The organism is Streptomyces sp. NPDC006463 (assembly GCF_042870715.1).
Taxonomy (GTDB): Bacteria; Actinomycetota; Actinomycetes; order Streptomycetales; family Streptomycetaceae; genus Streptomyces.
Genome location: NZ_JBIAHP010000010.1, coordinates 100,167 through 114,487, shown reverse-complemented (window position 1 = coordinate 114,487; position 14,321 = coordinate 100,167). Strand labels below are relative to the sequence as shown.

12 protein-coding genes and 3 pseudogenes are annotated in these 14,321 nt (G+C 71.6%); 10 read left to right on the top strand and 5 right to left on the bottom strand.

Translation table 11 applies throughout. The annotated features are described in order from the left end of the window. Positions 1–37 precede the first annotated feature (37 nt). From ACFYOB_RS19625 to ACFYOB_RS19615, 3 genes and pseudogenes are all read right to left on the bottom strand, one after another. Complete coding sequence (locus tag ACFYOB_RS19625) at positions 38–1,282, bottom strand: MinD/ParA family protein (protein WP_388561092.1); 1,245 nt, start codon at positions 1,280–1,282, stop codon at positions 38–40. A 60-nt stretch (positions 1,283–1,342) separates the two neighbouring features. Beyond that, positions 1,343–2,698, bottom strand: coding sequence for a type VII secretion integral membrane protein EccD (gene eccD / locus ACFYOB_RS19620; protein ID WP_388561091.1), 1,356 nt, complete (start codon positions 2,696–2,698; stop codon positions 1,343–1,345). Between the two features lie 201 nt (positions 2,699–2,899). After that, positions 2,900–3,208 (bottom strand): annotated as a pseudogene (locus tag ACFYOB_RS19615) (hypothetical protein); the annotation flags it as partial. A gap of 300 nt (positions 3,209–3,508) precedes the next feature. Between ACFYOB_RS19615 and ACFYOB_RS19610 the strand changes: the two are divergent. The 6 genes and pseudogenes from ACFYOB_RS19610 (at position 3,509) to ACFYOB_RS19585 (ending at position 7,948) form a co-directional block, all read left to right on the top strand. Beyond that, positions 3,509–3,829, top strand: coding sequence for an acyl carrier protein (locus tag ACFYOB_RS19610; RefSeq protein ID WP_388561090.1), 321 nt, complete (start codon positions 3,509–3,511; stop codon positions 3,827–3,829). A gap of 1 nt (position 3,830) precedes the next feature. Continuing rightward, positions 3,831–4,574: pseudogene (locus ACFYOB_RS19605) on the top strand (polyketide synthase); the annotation flags it as partial. Between the two features lie 8 nt (positions 4,575–4,582). Further along, positions 4,583–5,401: pseudogene (locus ACFYOB_RS19600) on the top strand (VlmB-like protein); the annotation flags it as partial. Then, positions 5,398–6,408, top strand: a complete 1,011-nt coding sequence (locus ACFYOB_RS19595; protein WP_388561089.1) for a beta-ketoacyl-ACP synthase III — start codon at positions 5,398–5,400, stop codon at positions 6,406–6,408. The pseudogene ACFYOB_RS19600 and the gene ACFYOB_RS19595, both read left to right, overlap by 4 nt. Before the next feature lie 80 nt (positions 6,409–6,488). After that, positions 6,489–6,728, top strand: coding sequence for an acyl carrier protein (locus ACFYOB_RS19590; protein ID WP_388561088.1), 240 nt, complete (start codon positions 6,489–6,491; stop codon positions 6,726–6,728). Further along, complete coding sequence (locus ACFYOB_RS19585; RefSeq protein ID WP_388561087.1) at positions 6,728–7,948, top strand: beta-ketoacyl-[acyl-carrier-protein] synthase family protein; 1,221 nt, start codon at positions 6,728–6,730, stop codon at positions 7,946–7,948. Before ACFYOB_RS19590 ends, ACFYOB_RS19585 begins: the two co-directional genes overlap by 1 nt. A gap of 14 nt (positions 7,949–7,962) precedes the next feature. Here ACFYOB_RS19585 and ACFYOB_RS19580 read toward each other — a convergent pair whose 3' ends face one another. Continuing rightward, entirely contained in the window at positions 7,963–8,742 is a 780-nt protein-coding gene (locus ACFYOB_RS19580; protein WP_388561086.1) for a BTAD domain-containing putative transcriptional regulator, read from the bottom strand. Between the two features lie 511 nt (positions 8,743–9,253). Here ACFYOB_RS19580 and ACFYOB_RS19575 point away from each other — a divergent pair. Then, the gene (locus ACFYOB_RS19575) at positions 9,254–10,705 is read left to right on the top strand and encodes an MFS transporter (protein ID WP_388561085.1); all 1,452 of its coding nucleotides are present in this window, start codon (positions 9,254–9,256) and stop codon (positions 10,703–10,705) included. 13 nt (positions 10,706–10,718) lie between these two features. Beyond that, entirely contained in the window at positions 10,719–11,549 is an 831-nt protein-coding gene (locus ACFYOB_RS19570) for an alpha/beta fold hydrolase (RefSeq protein ID WP_388561084.1), read from the top strand. Here ACFYOB_RS19570 and ACFYOB_RS19565 read toward each other — a convergent pair. Continuing rightward, positions 11,501–12,340 carry a helix-turn-helix domain-containing protein gene (locus ACFYOB_RS19565; protein ID WP_388561083.1) on the bottom strand — a complete coding sequence of 280 codons (840 nt, stop codon included), beginning with the start codon at positions 12,338–12,340 and terminating at the stop codon, positions 11,501–11,503. The genes ACFYOB_RS19570 and ACFYOB_RS19565 overlap by 49 nt on opposite strands. 120 nt (positions 12,341–12,460) lie before the next feature. On the opposite strand from ACFYOB_RS19565, the gene ACFYOB_RS19560 reads away from it, so the two are divergent. Next, the gene (locus tag ACFYOB_RS19560) at positions 12,461–13,681 is read left to right on the top strand and encodes a serine hydrolase domain-containing protein (RefSeq protein WP_388561082.1); all 1,221 of its coding nucleotides are present in this window, start codon (positions 12,461–12,463) and stop codon (positions 13,679–13,681) included. A gap of 81 nt (positions 13,682–13,762) precedes the next feature. Further along, entirely contained in the window at positions 13,763–14,245 is a 483-nt protein-coding gene (locus ACFYOB_RS19555) for a GNAT family N-acetyltransferase (protein ID WP_388561081.1), read from the top strand. Positions 14,246–14,321 lie beyond the last annotated feature (76 nt).

The following is a 14,321-nucleotide window of genomic DNA, read 5'->3' as shown; positions in this document are numbered from 1 at the left end:
ACGATCGGTCGCGTCACGGTCGGGCTCGGCATCTCGGTCAGTGGCGCTTCTGGGAGAGCTGGAAGACTTCCGCGGCGAGCCGGATGGCGGTCTTCCTGGTCGAGTGGGCGAGCAGTTCCGTACGGATGGGGCCGCCGGCCGCCAGGTGGCGGTCGTACGACAGGACGTGGACGGCCGCCCCGGTGGCCTGGAGGGTGCGGACCGCCTCGGTGAGGTCGATTCCCGAGTGCGGCGCCTGCTCGGTGAGCACGACGACCGTGCCGGCGATCACGTGCGGGGGCAGGCCCTGCATCCACTGGAGGACCGCGTACGTGCTGGCGACGCCGTCCAGGGTGGCGGGGGTGGTCAGGACGCGGGCCTGGGAGGCGGAGAGCGCGACACGGGCGACCTCGGCGGGCAGGGTCTCGCAGTCGACGACGGTCACACCGAAGTAGCGGCGGAGCGCGACCATGGCCCGCTCGTAGGACCGCAGGTCGAGCATCGCGCCGATCTGGCCCTGGCTGCCGGGCAGCAGCCAGGCGTTGTCGCGGAGCTGGACGAGGTAGCCGGTGATGTCGAGCAGCGACATCTGGGGTTCGACGATGTCCGCGACGTCGCCGGTCGTCCAGCGCAGCGTCTCGGCGCCGAGGCGGACCGGCAGCGAGCCGAGGGCCGGGTCGGCCTCGACGAATAGGACGGGGTCCTGCCGGTAGTGGGCGTACGTGGTGCCGAGCAGGGCCGCGACCGTGGACTTGCCGGCGCCGCCGCGGATGGAGGTGACGGCGATCTGGCGGCCGGTGGTCACGGGCTGCTGGAGCATCTCGGCCGCGCGGGTGGCCTCGGCGACCTCGCGGGCGGCGGATGAGGAAACGGTTCGCCGTACGGCGCGCACGGCGCGGGCGGCGAAGGGCTCACCGCGCCGGGGCCCCCGCACCGCCCCGGCGAGGTTCTTGTCGACGGCGGGCCGGGAGTCGGGCGTACGGACCCCCCGGGCGCCGGGAGCCGCCGGCTGCTGCCCCTGGGGGTACCCGTGGCCGGGGGCGGGCTGCGGTACGTGGCCCTGCGGTACGTGGCCCTGCGGTACCTGGCCCTGCGGTACGTGGCCCTGCGCCGGGCCGGGCTGCGGGGCGGCCGGGCCCGGGATACCGGGGGCCTGCGGGGGCACGCCGGTAGCCGGGGCCGGGCCCTGTGCCGACGGCTGCACGGGCTGCTGGGCGCCGGGGCCCTGCTGGGCGCCCTGCGCCGGGGCGCCGGCCCTCAGGTCGCGCAGGACATCGCCCTGCCAGTTGTCTTCGTTCGGCATGTCTGCCCCTGCCCCTCTTCTTCCGACCTGCAGCCCCGCCCGGAGCGCCTGCGCTTTGACTCAGAACTTGTTGAGCAGTTGCCCGTACACGCCGAACACCCCGACGGCGAGAGGGAAGAGCCCCACCATGCCGACCGATTCGATGAGGTCGGCGGTGCGCCGCAGCCGGACCTGCAGGTGCTCCGGCGGCTGCACCGCGAGGACGAGCAGCGGCAGCAGCGCCGCCACACCCAGGACGGCGAGCGGTCCGGTGCCCCCGGCGTGCTCGGTCCACAGCATCACGAGGCGTACGACGAGCAGGGCCGCGGCTGCGACCAGCGCGACGACCTCGGCGACCAGCGGGAAGGCCCGCGCCCTCGACAGCAGCACCACGGCGACGAGCGCCGGGAGCGCCACCGTCCAGACGGTGGGCTTCTCGGCGAGGGTCAGCAGCCAGCCGGCGGCCGCCGCCGAGATCGCGGTGACGATCGTCGCGAGGGAGAGCCCGCGGTGCGTGGCGGCGAGCGCGTTGCCCACCTCGTGGCGGCTGACGGAGGCACCGCCCGAGCGCCGGTCGTCGAGCGCGGTGAGCCCGGAGGCCATCAGGGCGAGCCGTGGCAGCAGACCGAGCAGCACCACGGAGAACAGGACCACGACCGCGCCGAGCCGGGCCGGATCGCCCTGGACGGCGGCGACCGCCTCCCACACGGCGGTGATCACGGCCGTGGCCACGGCGCCGATGAGCCCGCCACGGCCGAGCGGCGAGAAGTAGCCGAGCAGCACCAGCGTCAGGATGACCGAGCCCGCGACTGCGGCGAGCCGCACGATCCCCGACCAGTGGTGGGCGTCCGCGGCGGTCCACGCGGTGAGGACGCCCAGGCTGCCGGAGGCGAGCAGGAGGGCGGTCGCCAGGCCTCGGTTGGCCTGCCCGATCCGGGCGACGAGCGCACCGGCCGCCATCAGGACGAGCGTGACGACCGCGAGGGCGCCGGCCAGGGCGTCCAGCGCGAACTCGCGGCGGGCGAGCAGCCCGGCGGTCACCATGAAGGCCACGGTCGCCACCCCCGCACTGCCCCGCCGGGCGGCGGGACGCCAGCGCCAGGCCTGCAGATCGAGGTCGTCTGCCACCAGGTCGGTGACGTCGTGGACCACGGGTGCGGGCGGCGCGGAGTGGCTCCGGACGAGCCGCAGGACGGCGCCGTCGGATATCCCTGCCGACGCGAGGGTGCTGTCGTGCGGCAGCGCGGAACCGTCCGACGTGATCAGCTGACGGGTCATCGGGCGTGACGCGGCCCGGTCGTCGAGCAGATGCAGGATGTCGGGGAGCAGCTGCCCGATCGGAGTGTCGGAAGGGAGGACTATGTCGGCCCGACGCCGCTCGCCGATCAGGGTCACCCGGCTCAATTGCGCCCGGGAAGTCGTTGCTGTGCTCACCACTTACGGGAACCTATCATCGCGGGATTGCGACCTTTCGGGGCCAAGGGGACGTAGCTCTGCTGCCGGACTGTGAAATCTGCCGGATCTCCACGCGTTCTGCTTCCGCCCCTACGACTGCGACGGCTTGGGCGACTTGGGCGCGTGCGAGGAATGCGGCGCCGTCGGCGAAGCCGGGGACGTCGGCGACTGCTTCGGCGGCTTCGGCGATTTGGAGGGTGCCGTCGACGGTGACGGCTTCCCGGACTGCTGCACCGGACCCAGTTGCTGTTGCTGTTGTTGTTGCTGCTTCTGCTGCTCGGCCTTCTGCTTTGCGAGCGTGTGCTGGATGAAGGACCATCCGACGCAACCCGCGCACAGGACAGCCGCGATGGCGATGCCCGCGAACAGCTTCCCCAGCCGCTCGTCCGCCGTGCGCCGCGCCCGCTGCGCGCCGAACAGCAGCGCGTCCCTCATCCGGCGGCGGCGTACCGCCACCGACTCCAGAAGCTGGCTGTCGTAGTCCCGTGCCATCCGTCGTCCGTCGCCTCAGTCTCGGCTCTTCGTGCGCCAACAACCGCTCCGGGGCGCGGCCGTGCGCGCGCGGTATGCGAAGCCCCCTGCGTTTTGCCTCTGCAACATAGAGCATGGACCGCCGTCGAGCACACCCAGGCCGGTCTCGTCCCACGTCGCGGATCCGGCCGGGCGGCGAGCGGCGAACGGGGCGTCAGCCCTCGGTCAGTGCAGCGTCAGGGTGCCCTGTTTGTATCGCCAGGCATACCGAATGTCGCTGGGCGGTACGTTTCGCCCCTCACCGGAGGCGGGTGGACCGGGATGCCGGAACCCTTGAGTGTCGGCCTGCGGCTGCGCGAGCTGCCCAAGGCGGAATTGCGCGACGTGCTGGAAGCCCTCGTCGTCACCCGGTTCAAGCGGGTGTTGCTGATGGGCGACGACGAGGAGTTGGCGCTCGACGCCAGTTACTTCGACCTGGGGCTGACCTCGTTGCGCCTCGCCGAGCTGCGCAGGGGGCTGGAGGACGCCCTCGGCATCGAGATCGACGCGACCGTGCTCTTCAACAAACCGACGGTCGAGGAGCTCGTGGGCCATCTCGGCGCGAAGCTGTCCGGCAGCGGCGACCACATCAGGGAGGCGTGAGATGGCACGTGATTCCGAGGCCCCCGAGGCGATCGCCATCGTCGGGATGGGCCTGAGGTTCCCCGGCGGCTGCGACTCGGCCGACGACTTCGACGACCTGCTGCGGGCCGGCCGGTCCGGCATCCGGCCGCTGCCCGAAGACCGCTGGGACGCCGCCGCGTTCACGCCGTCGACGCCCGACGAGAAGGGGAAGATCCAGACCGACGGCGGCGGCTTCCTCGACCGCATCGACCTCTTCGACGCGCCGTTCTTCAACATCTCGCCCAAGGAGGCCCAGTACATCGACCCGCAGCAGCGGCTCGTGCTGGAGACCGCCTGGCACGCGCTGGAGCACGCCAACATCGATCCGAGCCCGCTCCGCCGGGGCAACGGCGGCGTCTACATCGGGGCCAGCTCCATCGACTACGCCCTGGAGACCGAGTCGCTGCCGTACGAAGCCGTGGACGGTCACCTGGCCTCCGGCATCACCATGTTCCCGCTGTCGGGCCGGCTGTCGTACTTCCTCGGCTGGCGCGGGCCGAGCATCAGCGTCGACACGGCCTGTTCGTCGTCGCTGAGCGCCCTGCACATGGCGGTTGCGGGACTGCGGGGCGGCGAGTGCGACATCGCCCTGGCCGGCGGGGTGAACGCGCTGCACCACCCGCGCATCATGGTCATGTTCTCGCACGGTCAGATGCTGGCCCGCGACGGGCAGTGCAAGACCTTCGACGAGGGCGCGGACGGCTACGTACGGGCCGAGGGCTGCGCGCCGACGCCGGGGTGCCGGAACTGCTGACCCGCCCCGGGCCCCTCAACGAGGCGCTCGCCCTGGAGTTCGGCTTCCGCAGCGTCGCCGAGGAGATCGCAACCCGGCTGCTCGGGCACTACGTGGCCATCGCGCCCGGGATCCCCGAGATGGAGTTCTACGCCACCCAGATGATCGACGAGGCCCGGCACTCGCGGGTGTTCCGCAACCACCTGGTGGAACTCGGCAGGCCCGCGGCGACCCTGCTGCGGGACATCGACGAGATGGCCGCCGACTACCGGCGCAGGGTGCTGGAGCCGGTGGAGGACTTCACCCTGGGGATCGTCCGGGACGAAGGGGACTTCCTCGGCGGTGTCGCCGTGTTCGCCATCGTCATCGAAGGGGTCCTGGCCCCCGCGGCCGAACTGAGCGAACGCAAGTGGACCCCCCTGTCGCCCGCCACCGGGGAGATATCCCGCGGCACGGCCATCGACGAGATCCGTCATCTGACCGTCGCCAGCACCATCCTCCGCGACCGGCTGCGGGAGCGTCCCGAAGAGCGGGCCGGGGTGCTGGACGTCATCAGGCGGGGTGTGCGGCTGTGGGACGAGATCCCCGACCGCGAGTTCGTCATCCACCGCGAGGAGCTCTTCCAGCAGGGCATGGCCGAACACGCCGACCTGATCGGGGACTACGAGATCTGGCCGGGCGTACGGATGCTCGACACCACCGCCGAGCAGCGCTACGACATGGCGGAGCGCTGGACCGACGAGATGGCCGAAGCCCGCATGGCGTACATGGAACTGCCCCTCGACGTGCTGGGCGGCGGGGCGGGGCGGCCGGCATGACAGCGGGCGCACCGGCCGCGGTGATCTGCGGCGTCGGCGGCTTCGTCCCGCCCCGGGTGGTGACCAACGAGGACCTCACGCGCCGCCTGGACACCACCGACGAGTGGATCCGCAGCCGTACGGGCATCGGGGCCCGGCACGTGGTCGAACCCGGCACCGCCACCTCCGACCTCGCGGTCGAGGCGGGTCGGCGGGCCCTGGTCTCGGCGGACGGCGAGGCCCCGGACGCGGTCGTGCTCGCCACCACCACCCCGGACCGGCCGTGCCCGGCCACCGCACCCGAGGTGGCGGCCCGGCTGGGACTGGACGGCGCCGCGGCGTTCGACGTCGCCGCGGTGTGCTCGGGATTCCTGTACGGACTCGCCACGGCCGGCGGACTCATCGCCTCCCGTACCGCCCGGCGGGTCCTGCTGATCGCCGCCGACGCCTTCACCACGATCGTCGACCCGGCCGACCGGGGGACCGCGGTCATCTTCGCGGACGGCGCCGGAGCCCTCGTCCTGCGCCCCGGCGAGCCGGCCGAACCGGGCGCCGTCGGGCCGGTGGTGCTGGGCAGCGACGGCCGGCTGGGCGACCTGATCGAGGTCCCGGCGGGCGGCTCGCGCCAGCGGTCCTCGGGGCGGCCGCCGGAGCCCGGCGAGGAGTTCTTCAGGATGCGCGGCCGCGAGACGTACCGGCACGCCGTGGAGCGGATGAGCGCCGCCTCGCGGACGGCTCTGGCGACGGCGGGCTGGGAGGTCGGCGACGTCGACCGGTTCGCCGCCCATCAGGCCAACGGCCGGATCCTCACCGCGGTGGCCGAGGAGCTCGGCGTGCCCGCGGAGCGCTCCCTGTCCAACATCGAGCGGGTCGGCAACACCGGCGCCGCCTCGATACCCCTGCTGCTGGCCCAGTCCGCGGCCGACGGCTCCCTCGTGGCGGGGCACCGGCTCCTCATGACGGCCTTCGGCGGCGGACTGGCCTGGGGCGCGGCCGCCTTGGTCTGGCCCGACGTCAAGGCCGGCTGACGGGCACCGCCCCGCAGCATTCGTACCTCCCGCACCTGACCCGCGTACCTGTACGCGTACCCGTACCCAAGGAGACCGAGATGACGAAGATGTTCGAGACGCTCAAGGAGATCCTGGTCAGCAAGCTCAAGGTCGAGTCCGAGCAGGTGACCCCCGAGGCCACCCGCGAGGAGGTCGAGCTGGACTCGCTGGCCGTGGTCGAACTCTCCTTGATCCTGGAGAAGGAGCTCGGGGTGGCCGTCAGCGACGACGAGCTGCTGGACGTGGACACCATCGGCGACATGGCGCTCCTGGTGGAGCAGCGGATGTCGACGGTCTGATGACCGCCACCGACACCGCGGTCACCGGACTGGGTCTGGTCACTCCCGGCGGCGTCGGTACGGAGGCGACCTGGGAGGCCGTTCTGGCGGGGCGGGCCACCGCGGCGCTCGACCCCGTACTCGACGGCCAACCGGTCCGGCTCTCCTGCCGCGTCCCCGGCTTCGACCCCGACGCGCTGCTCGGGGCCCGGCGGGCGCTGCGCCTGGACCGGTTCGTCCAGTTCGCCCTGGTGGCCGCCAAGGAGGCGGTGGCCGACGCCGGACTGGACCCGGCGACGTGGGACGGCGCCCGGGTCGGGGTCGTGCTCGGCTGCGCGGACGGCGGCCCGGGCACCGTCGAGGCGCAGCACCGCGCGCTGCTCGACGAGGGCCCGCGACACGTGTCCCCGCTGCTGCTGCCGATGCAGTTGCCGAACATGCTGGCGGGGCAGACCGCCATCGAGCTCGGCGCCCGGGGCCCCAACCTGGTGGTGGCCACCGCCTGCGCCTCCGGTGCCACCGCGATCGGCACGGCCCGCGACCTGCTCGCCCTGGACCGCTGCGACGTCGTGCTGGCGGGCGGCAGCGAGGCCATGATCACGCCGCTGGTCATGGCCGGCTTCGCCAGCATGGGCGCGCTGTCGCGGCGCGAGGACGACCCCGCGACCGCCTCGCGCCCGTTCGACACCGGGCGGGACGGCTTCGTCGCCGCCGAGGGGGCCGGGGTCCTGGTCCTGGAGCGAGCCGCCGACGCCCGTGCCCGGGGCGCCCGGATCCGGGCCCGGATCGCGGGGTACGGAGCCACCGCGGACGCCCACCACATGACCAGCCCGGACCCCTCGGGGCGCGGCGCCGAAGCCGCCGTGCGGGCCGCGCTCGCCGATGCGGGCGCCTCGCCCGGTGACGTCCGGCACGTCAACGCCCATGGCACCTCGACCCCGTTGAACGATCTCGCGGAGGGGCGGATGCTCGCCCGCGTGCTCACCGGCGCCCCGCTCGTCACCTCCACGAAAGGGGTGACGGGGCATCTGCTGGGCGCCGCCGGAGCCGTCGAGGCGGCGCTGGCCGTGCTGACCGTGGAGAGGTCGCTGATTCCGCCGACCGCCTCGCTCCAGGAGCTCGACCCGCGGCTCGACATCGAGGTCGCCACCTCCGCGACCGGCGGGCGCACCGCTCTGGCGCTGAGCAACTCCTTCGGCTTCGGCGGCCAGAACGCGGTCCTGGCCGTCGCCGCCACCTGACGTCGGACGGCCCGTCAGCAGACGGGGAAGGGCTGACGCAGCGACGGGTCCTGGTTCAGGATGTCGCGGAAGCGCTGCCGGAGCTGGACCGACGGCTCCATGCCGAGTTCGTCGACCAGCCGGCTGCGCGCCTTGTTGTACGCCTCGACTGCCTCGGCCTGCCGTCCGCACCGGTAGAGGGCCAGCATCAGCATCTCGGTGATCCGCTCCCGCCAGGGGTGGACGGTGCTCATCCGCTTGAGTTCCCCTATGACGTGGAACGGATCCTCGCACCCGATTCCGAGCCAGAGCTTGTCCTCCAGTGCCGTCATGTATTCCTCGTCGAGCTGGAGCGCCACGCTCTGGCACATGGGCCCGGCCGGTACGTCCTGGAGGGGCGAGCCCCGCCAGAGTCCGAGTGCCTCTTCCAGGAGTCCGTAGGCCCGCCGGGGATCGTCGGCGACGACCCGCCGGGATTCGGCGATCCGCCCGCGGAAGACGTTCATGTCGAGTTCGGCGGGGTCGATCTCCAGGGTGTACCCGGATGCGCGTGTGGCCAGGTGGGCGGGTGTGGCGGATGGTCCCGCCATCTTCTGGAGGGTTCCCCGGAGCCGGTAGATGTGGGCCTGCAGAGAGTTGTTGGCGGTCGGCGGCGGGCATTCGCCCCACAGTTCCGTGTAGAGCTGTTCGGCGGGTACGGGCCGGCCACCGCTGATGAGAAGGGCCGCGAGAAGTGTGCGCTGTCTTGCCCCGGGAATTCCGTGGAATTGACCGTCCTGCTGATAACCGACCGCGCCGAGTATTCGAAACCTCATTGGCTTGATTCTCCTTGGGCGTGCTCTGCGTGGGCATATCCTCGGCGGACCGGCGGCCTCTGTGGGGGGAGTGGCCCGCGTCATGGGTAGTTGCGCCTTACATCTGGGGATTCACGCTCGATTTCAAGATTGCCACGAAACTTCGCGGTCGAGGCAGGGTCTTTGCGGCTGGTCGACGGTTATCCGCCAGAGGAATGATCAACTCCGCGAAGCTTTGGGTGCATTTGGGGTAAATTCAGGGGTGGATTAACCCTCGGTGCAGGTGTCCGTCGGCCGATGCGCGCCCACCGTGCCCGCACCGTGAACCAGGTGCGCCGATCGTCGGGCCGGGAATGCCGAATGGGCATCCGGTAACCTCCCCGGCAAGAATGCGGAGGTCGCGGACAAGGTCGGGTGGCGTTTGGCCGGAACTGTTCATTACCTCGGACGTAATTGACGTGACGACCAGGACGGGCGGAAGCTGACTGCCCGTTGTAAATACCGGTTGAGCAAGCACGACTGGAGTCCTGGGATGACGTCAGAAGCAACTCCGTACACCGACACCAAGAGCGGCGCGGATACCGCCGGTGAAGGGCCGTCGTGGGGCGCCCTGGTGGTCGTCATGGTGGGCACCTTCATGACCGTTCTCGATTACTTCATCGCGAATGTGGCCATCCCCGCCATCCAGAGCGACCTGCGGGCCAGCGCCGCCCAGGCGCAGCTGGTCATCGTCGGGTACGGCGTGGCCTTCACGGCCGGTCTGATCACCGGCGGCCGGATCGGGGACCTCTTCGGGCGCCGGCGGATGTTCGCGCTGGGGCTCCTGCTCTTCGCGGTCGCCTCCGCCGCCTGCGGCCTCGCTCCCAACGCCGACCTGCTGGTGGTGGCCCGCGTGGTGCAGGGCGCCGCCGCCTCGCTGATGGTGCCCCAGGTCCTCGGCATCATCGGGACGGTCTACACCGGCCCGAGCCGCGTCGCCGCCTTCAACGTCTACGGAATGGTCGTCGGACTCGCGGGCGTCTTCGGGCAGTTGATCGGCGGCGTCCTGATCACCGTCGACATCGGCGGCCTCGACTGGCGGAGCATCTTCCTGATCAACGTGCCGGTCAGCCTCGTGGCCCTGCTCTTCGTCTCCCGCAGCGTCCCCGAGTCGAAGAACGCGGACGGCACCCGGCTCGACCTGCCCGGCGCGGTCCTGGTGACCGCCGCGCTGGCCCTGCTGGTGACCGCCCTCGTCGAGGGGCGCGAACAGGGCTGGCCGCTCTGGAGCTGGGCGTCCCTGGTCGTCTCCGTCGTACTGGCCGCCCTGTCCGCCCGGCACCTGCGCAAGCGCGAGCGGGAGGGACGCGGCCCGCTGATCTCCCTGGAGCTCTTGCGCAGCCGGGTCTTCTCGGTCGGACTGGCCGCCACCGTCACCTACTTCCTCGCGATGGGCTCGTTCTTCTTCCTGCTGGCGCTCTACCTCCAGCAGGGCCGGGGCCTGTCCCCGCTGGAGTCCGGCCTGCTCTTCCTCGCCCTGGGCGCCGGCTACTTCGGGGCCTCGCTGATGTCCGGCAAGCTGGCCGAGCGCATGGGCCGCCGCCTGGTGGCCTCCGGGCCGCTGGTCCTCGCCGCCGGATACGTACTGACCGGCGTCGCCGTCACCGTGAACGGCACCGACGGCAACGTCCTGTGGCTCGTCCCCTCCCTGCTGATCGCCGGCATGGGCATGGGAATGACCACCGGACCGCTCACCGGGCTGGTGCTGTCCGGCGCCGCCCCCGAGCACGCCGCCTCCTCGTCCGGAGCGGTCAACACCGCGCAGGAGGGCGGCGCCGCCATCGGCGTGGCCGTCGCCGGCACGGTCTTCTTCCCCGCACTCGGCGGGGCGGCGCTGGCGGCCGACTACCCGCACGCCTTCACCGTCTCGCTGATCCCCCTCGTCGTCTTCTGCTGCGCCGCGGCCGTCATGGTCCGCCTGATCCCGGCTCCCACCGCGGACTGAAGGGTTGTCCTCCATGCCGTACGTCACCGCGCAAGACGGTACGAACCTGTACTGCACCGACTGGGGTGCGGGCCGGCCGGTGGTGCTGCTGGGCACCGGGGTGATGAGCTCGCGCGTGTGGGAGTTCCAGGCGCCGTACCTGGTGCGGAGCGGCCTGCGCTGCGTCAGCTACGACCGGCGGGGCTGCGGCCGCTCCGACCGGCCCTGGGACGGGTACGACTACGACACCCTGGCCGACGACCTGGCCGCGGTGCTGGAGAGCCTGGACGTGTCCGAAGTGGCCCTGGTGGGCTGCGCGGTGGGGGCGGGGGAAGCCGTCCGGTACCTGGCCCGGTACGGCGCCGAGCGCGTCGAGCGGCTCGTACTGATCAGCCCGACGACGCCGTTCATCATGCGGACGGACGACAACCCGGATGGGGTCGGCGTGGAGCTCCTCGACGCGATGGCCGCGGCGATCGACGCAGACCGGCCGCGCTGGGCGGCCGGTCTGGCCGCGCCGTTCTTCGGTGGCGCGGGCGCCGGACCCGAGGACCTCGCGGTCTCGCCCGAGCTGGCCCGCTGGATGGCCGACCTGGCCCTGGACAGCTCCCCGCGGGCCACGCAGGAGATCTACCGGACCCTGTTCACCACCGACCAGCGGGCGGAGACCGCCGAGGTCGCCGTACCCACCCTCGTCATCCACGGCGAGAACGACCTGGCGGCTCCGGTGGAGCTGTGCGGAGCGCGCACGGCCGCGCTCATCGCGGGCAGCTCATTCATCCGCTACGAGGGGGCCGCCCACGGCCTCTTCGCCTCTCACGCCGACCGGCTCAACAAGGACATGCTGGCCTTCCTGTCCGGCTGACGCTCCGCGGCGGCCCGGAAGGCGGCAGCGGTGTGGGCGTCCGCCGGGTGCATCGTCTCCAGCGAGAGCTCGGCCACGGTGATGTCGGTGGCCGCGCCGAAGGTGGTGATCGTGCTGAAGAGCTTCAGTTCCGTGCCCAGCGCGCGGACCCGGATCGAGGCGACGATGGTGTCGGAGAGCTCTTGGCAGTCCTTCGCCGTGCGCGGGCCGTAACCCGTCACCTCGTCGTACAGCTCGCGCAGGCTCTCCCGGCCCGAGTACACGGACTGCCGGTAGAGCCTGCCGAGGAGGTGGCTGCGCCATTCGTCGACGTTGACCACTTGCCGGGCCAGGCCCTCGGGGTGGAGGCAGACCCGCATGACGTTGACGGGTGGGACGAGCAGGGCCGGTGAGACTTCCGCGAGGAGCAGTTCGGCACCGAGGTTCATGGCGACGATGTCCTCGTCGGCGTCGACGGCGAGTGCCGGATAGGGGGCGTGAGCGGTGATCAGCCGGTCGACCGCCTCGCGCACCACCTTGAGCCGCGGGGCTTCAAGTGGGGTTTCCTGGTAGAGCGGTGAATAGCCTGCGGACACCAGCAGGGTGTTGCGCTGCCGGAGCGGGATCTCCAGGCCGTCCGCCAGCCTGTGGAGCAGTGACCGGCTCGGCCGGGACCGCCCGGTTTCGACGAAACTGAGATGACGTGCCGAGGTCTCGACCTGAAGGGCGAGCTCGTGCTGACTGATCTTCCTTCGTCGGCGCCACTCGCGTAAGAGGGAGCCAACTCCGCCTTCTGTAATGGGCAGGGTCATGGGGCGAGCATAACCAGTACGGAGGCGATCACTCCTGCGGTCGCAGGGGTGCGGAGCCGGGTCTACGTTGGAAGGACCTGGGGGGCCGGGGCGTAGGCGTCGCGCGCTAGGAGGCCGGTCATGGTGACACGGTTGCGCAGGACAGTGGTCGGGGTGGCCGCGGCGGCCCTGATCGCCGTACCCCTGGGGACCGGGGCGGTGCACGCCTCGGACGGGGCGCCGCCCGATCCGTCGGTCTCGGCCCCGGTCTCACCTCAGCCTTCCGACGAGTTCCCGCAGCTCACACCCGCCGTGGCGGCCCGGCTGGACGCGGCCGTCAAGAAGGTCATGGCCGAGGCGCGGGTGCCCGGGGTGATGGTGGCCCTGTCGGCCCCCGGGAAGGGCCAGTACGTACGGGCCTTCGGCGTCGCGGACAAGGCGACCGGCGCGCCGATGGCGACCGACCTGAACATGCGGATCGGCAGCGAGACCAAGACCTTCACCGTGACCGCCCTGCTGCAGCTGGTGGACGAGGGCAAGGTGGGGCTCGACGACCCGATCGGGAAGTACGTGGACGGGGTCCCGAACGGCGACCGGATCACCCTGCGCGAACTGGCCGGGATGCGCAGCGGCTTGTTCAACTACTCCGAGGACGAAGACTTCTTCAAGGCCTTCACGAGCGATCCCGACCGGCCCTTCACCCCGCAGGAGCTGCTCGCGTACTCCTTCAAGCACCCGGTGCTGTTCCAGCCGGGCGCGAAGTTCTACTACTGCAACACCAACTTGATCCTGCTGGGGCTGGTCGTGGAGAAGGTGACCGGCGACAGGCTCGCCGACTACATCGACCGCGAGGTCGTCGCCGAAGCCGGACTGAAGCACACCCTGTTCCCCACCGGCGCGGAGTTCCCGAGTCCGTACGCGCACGGCTACACGAACCAGACGGCCTCCGGGAAGACCGAGGACGCCACGAACTGGAACCCCTCCTGGGGCTGGGCGGCCGGGGCGATGATCTCCGACCTCACCGACATGCGGAGCTGGGCGAAGACCCTGGCGACCGGGACCCTGCTGACACCCGCCACCCAGGCCGAGCGGCTGAAGGTGATCGACGCGCTCCCGGGCACGGGCTACGGCCTGGGCATCTTCAACGTCCAGGGCTGGATCGGGCACAACGGCTCCCTGCCCGGCTACCAATCGCTGACCGTGTACATGCCGGAAACGAAGGCCACGATGGTCGTGCTGCTCAACACGGACATCTCCTACCGGGGCTCCGAGCCGAGCACGCTGTTCGGCGAGGCGATCACGAAGATCGTCACCCCCGACCACGTGTTCACGCTCCCCGCCCAGCCCGTCACCGGCCACTGACGCGCCAGGACGTCCCCGACCGAGCCGCACTCGCGCGCACAATGGTTCCCGACGGCGCGGGAACGGACCAGGGAGACACACGTGATCGGTCAGGCGCAGGCGGCACACGAGGGGGCCGTCACGGTCCGCGCGGCGGGGGAGGCGGACGTCCCGGCGGCGGCCGCGCTGTTCCGCGGCTACCTGGACTTCTACGAGGTGGTCACCCCGGACCCGGACCGCCCGCGCGCCTTCCTGGCGGAAAGGATCGCGAAGGACGAGTCCCTCGTCCTGCTCGCCGAGACCCCGGGAGCCGGGGCGGTGGGCTTCGCACAGGTCTACCGCACGTTCTCGTCCCTCGCGCTGCGGCCCGTCTGGATCCTGAACGACCTGTACGTGGACCCGTCCGGCCGCCGCACCGGCGCGGGCCGGGCGCTGCTGCGCGAGGTGCTGCGCCTGGCCCGCGAGGCCGGGGTGGCCGGCGTACAGCTGGAGACCGCGTACGACAACACGATCGCGCAGGGGCTGTACGAGGCGGAGGGCTTCGTCCGCGACGAGTTCCACATCTACTTCCACGATCTGGGCTGAGCGGGCTGATCGGTTTACGGCAGGGGTGAAACATTCCCGCACCGCCGTCGCGTCAATGGGGTGAGACGGACGCGAG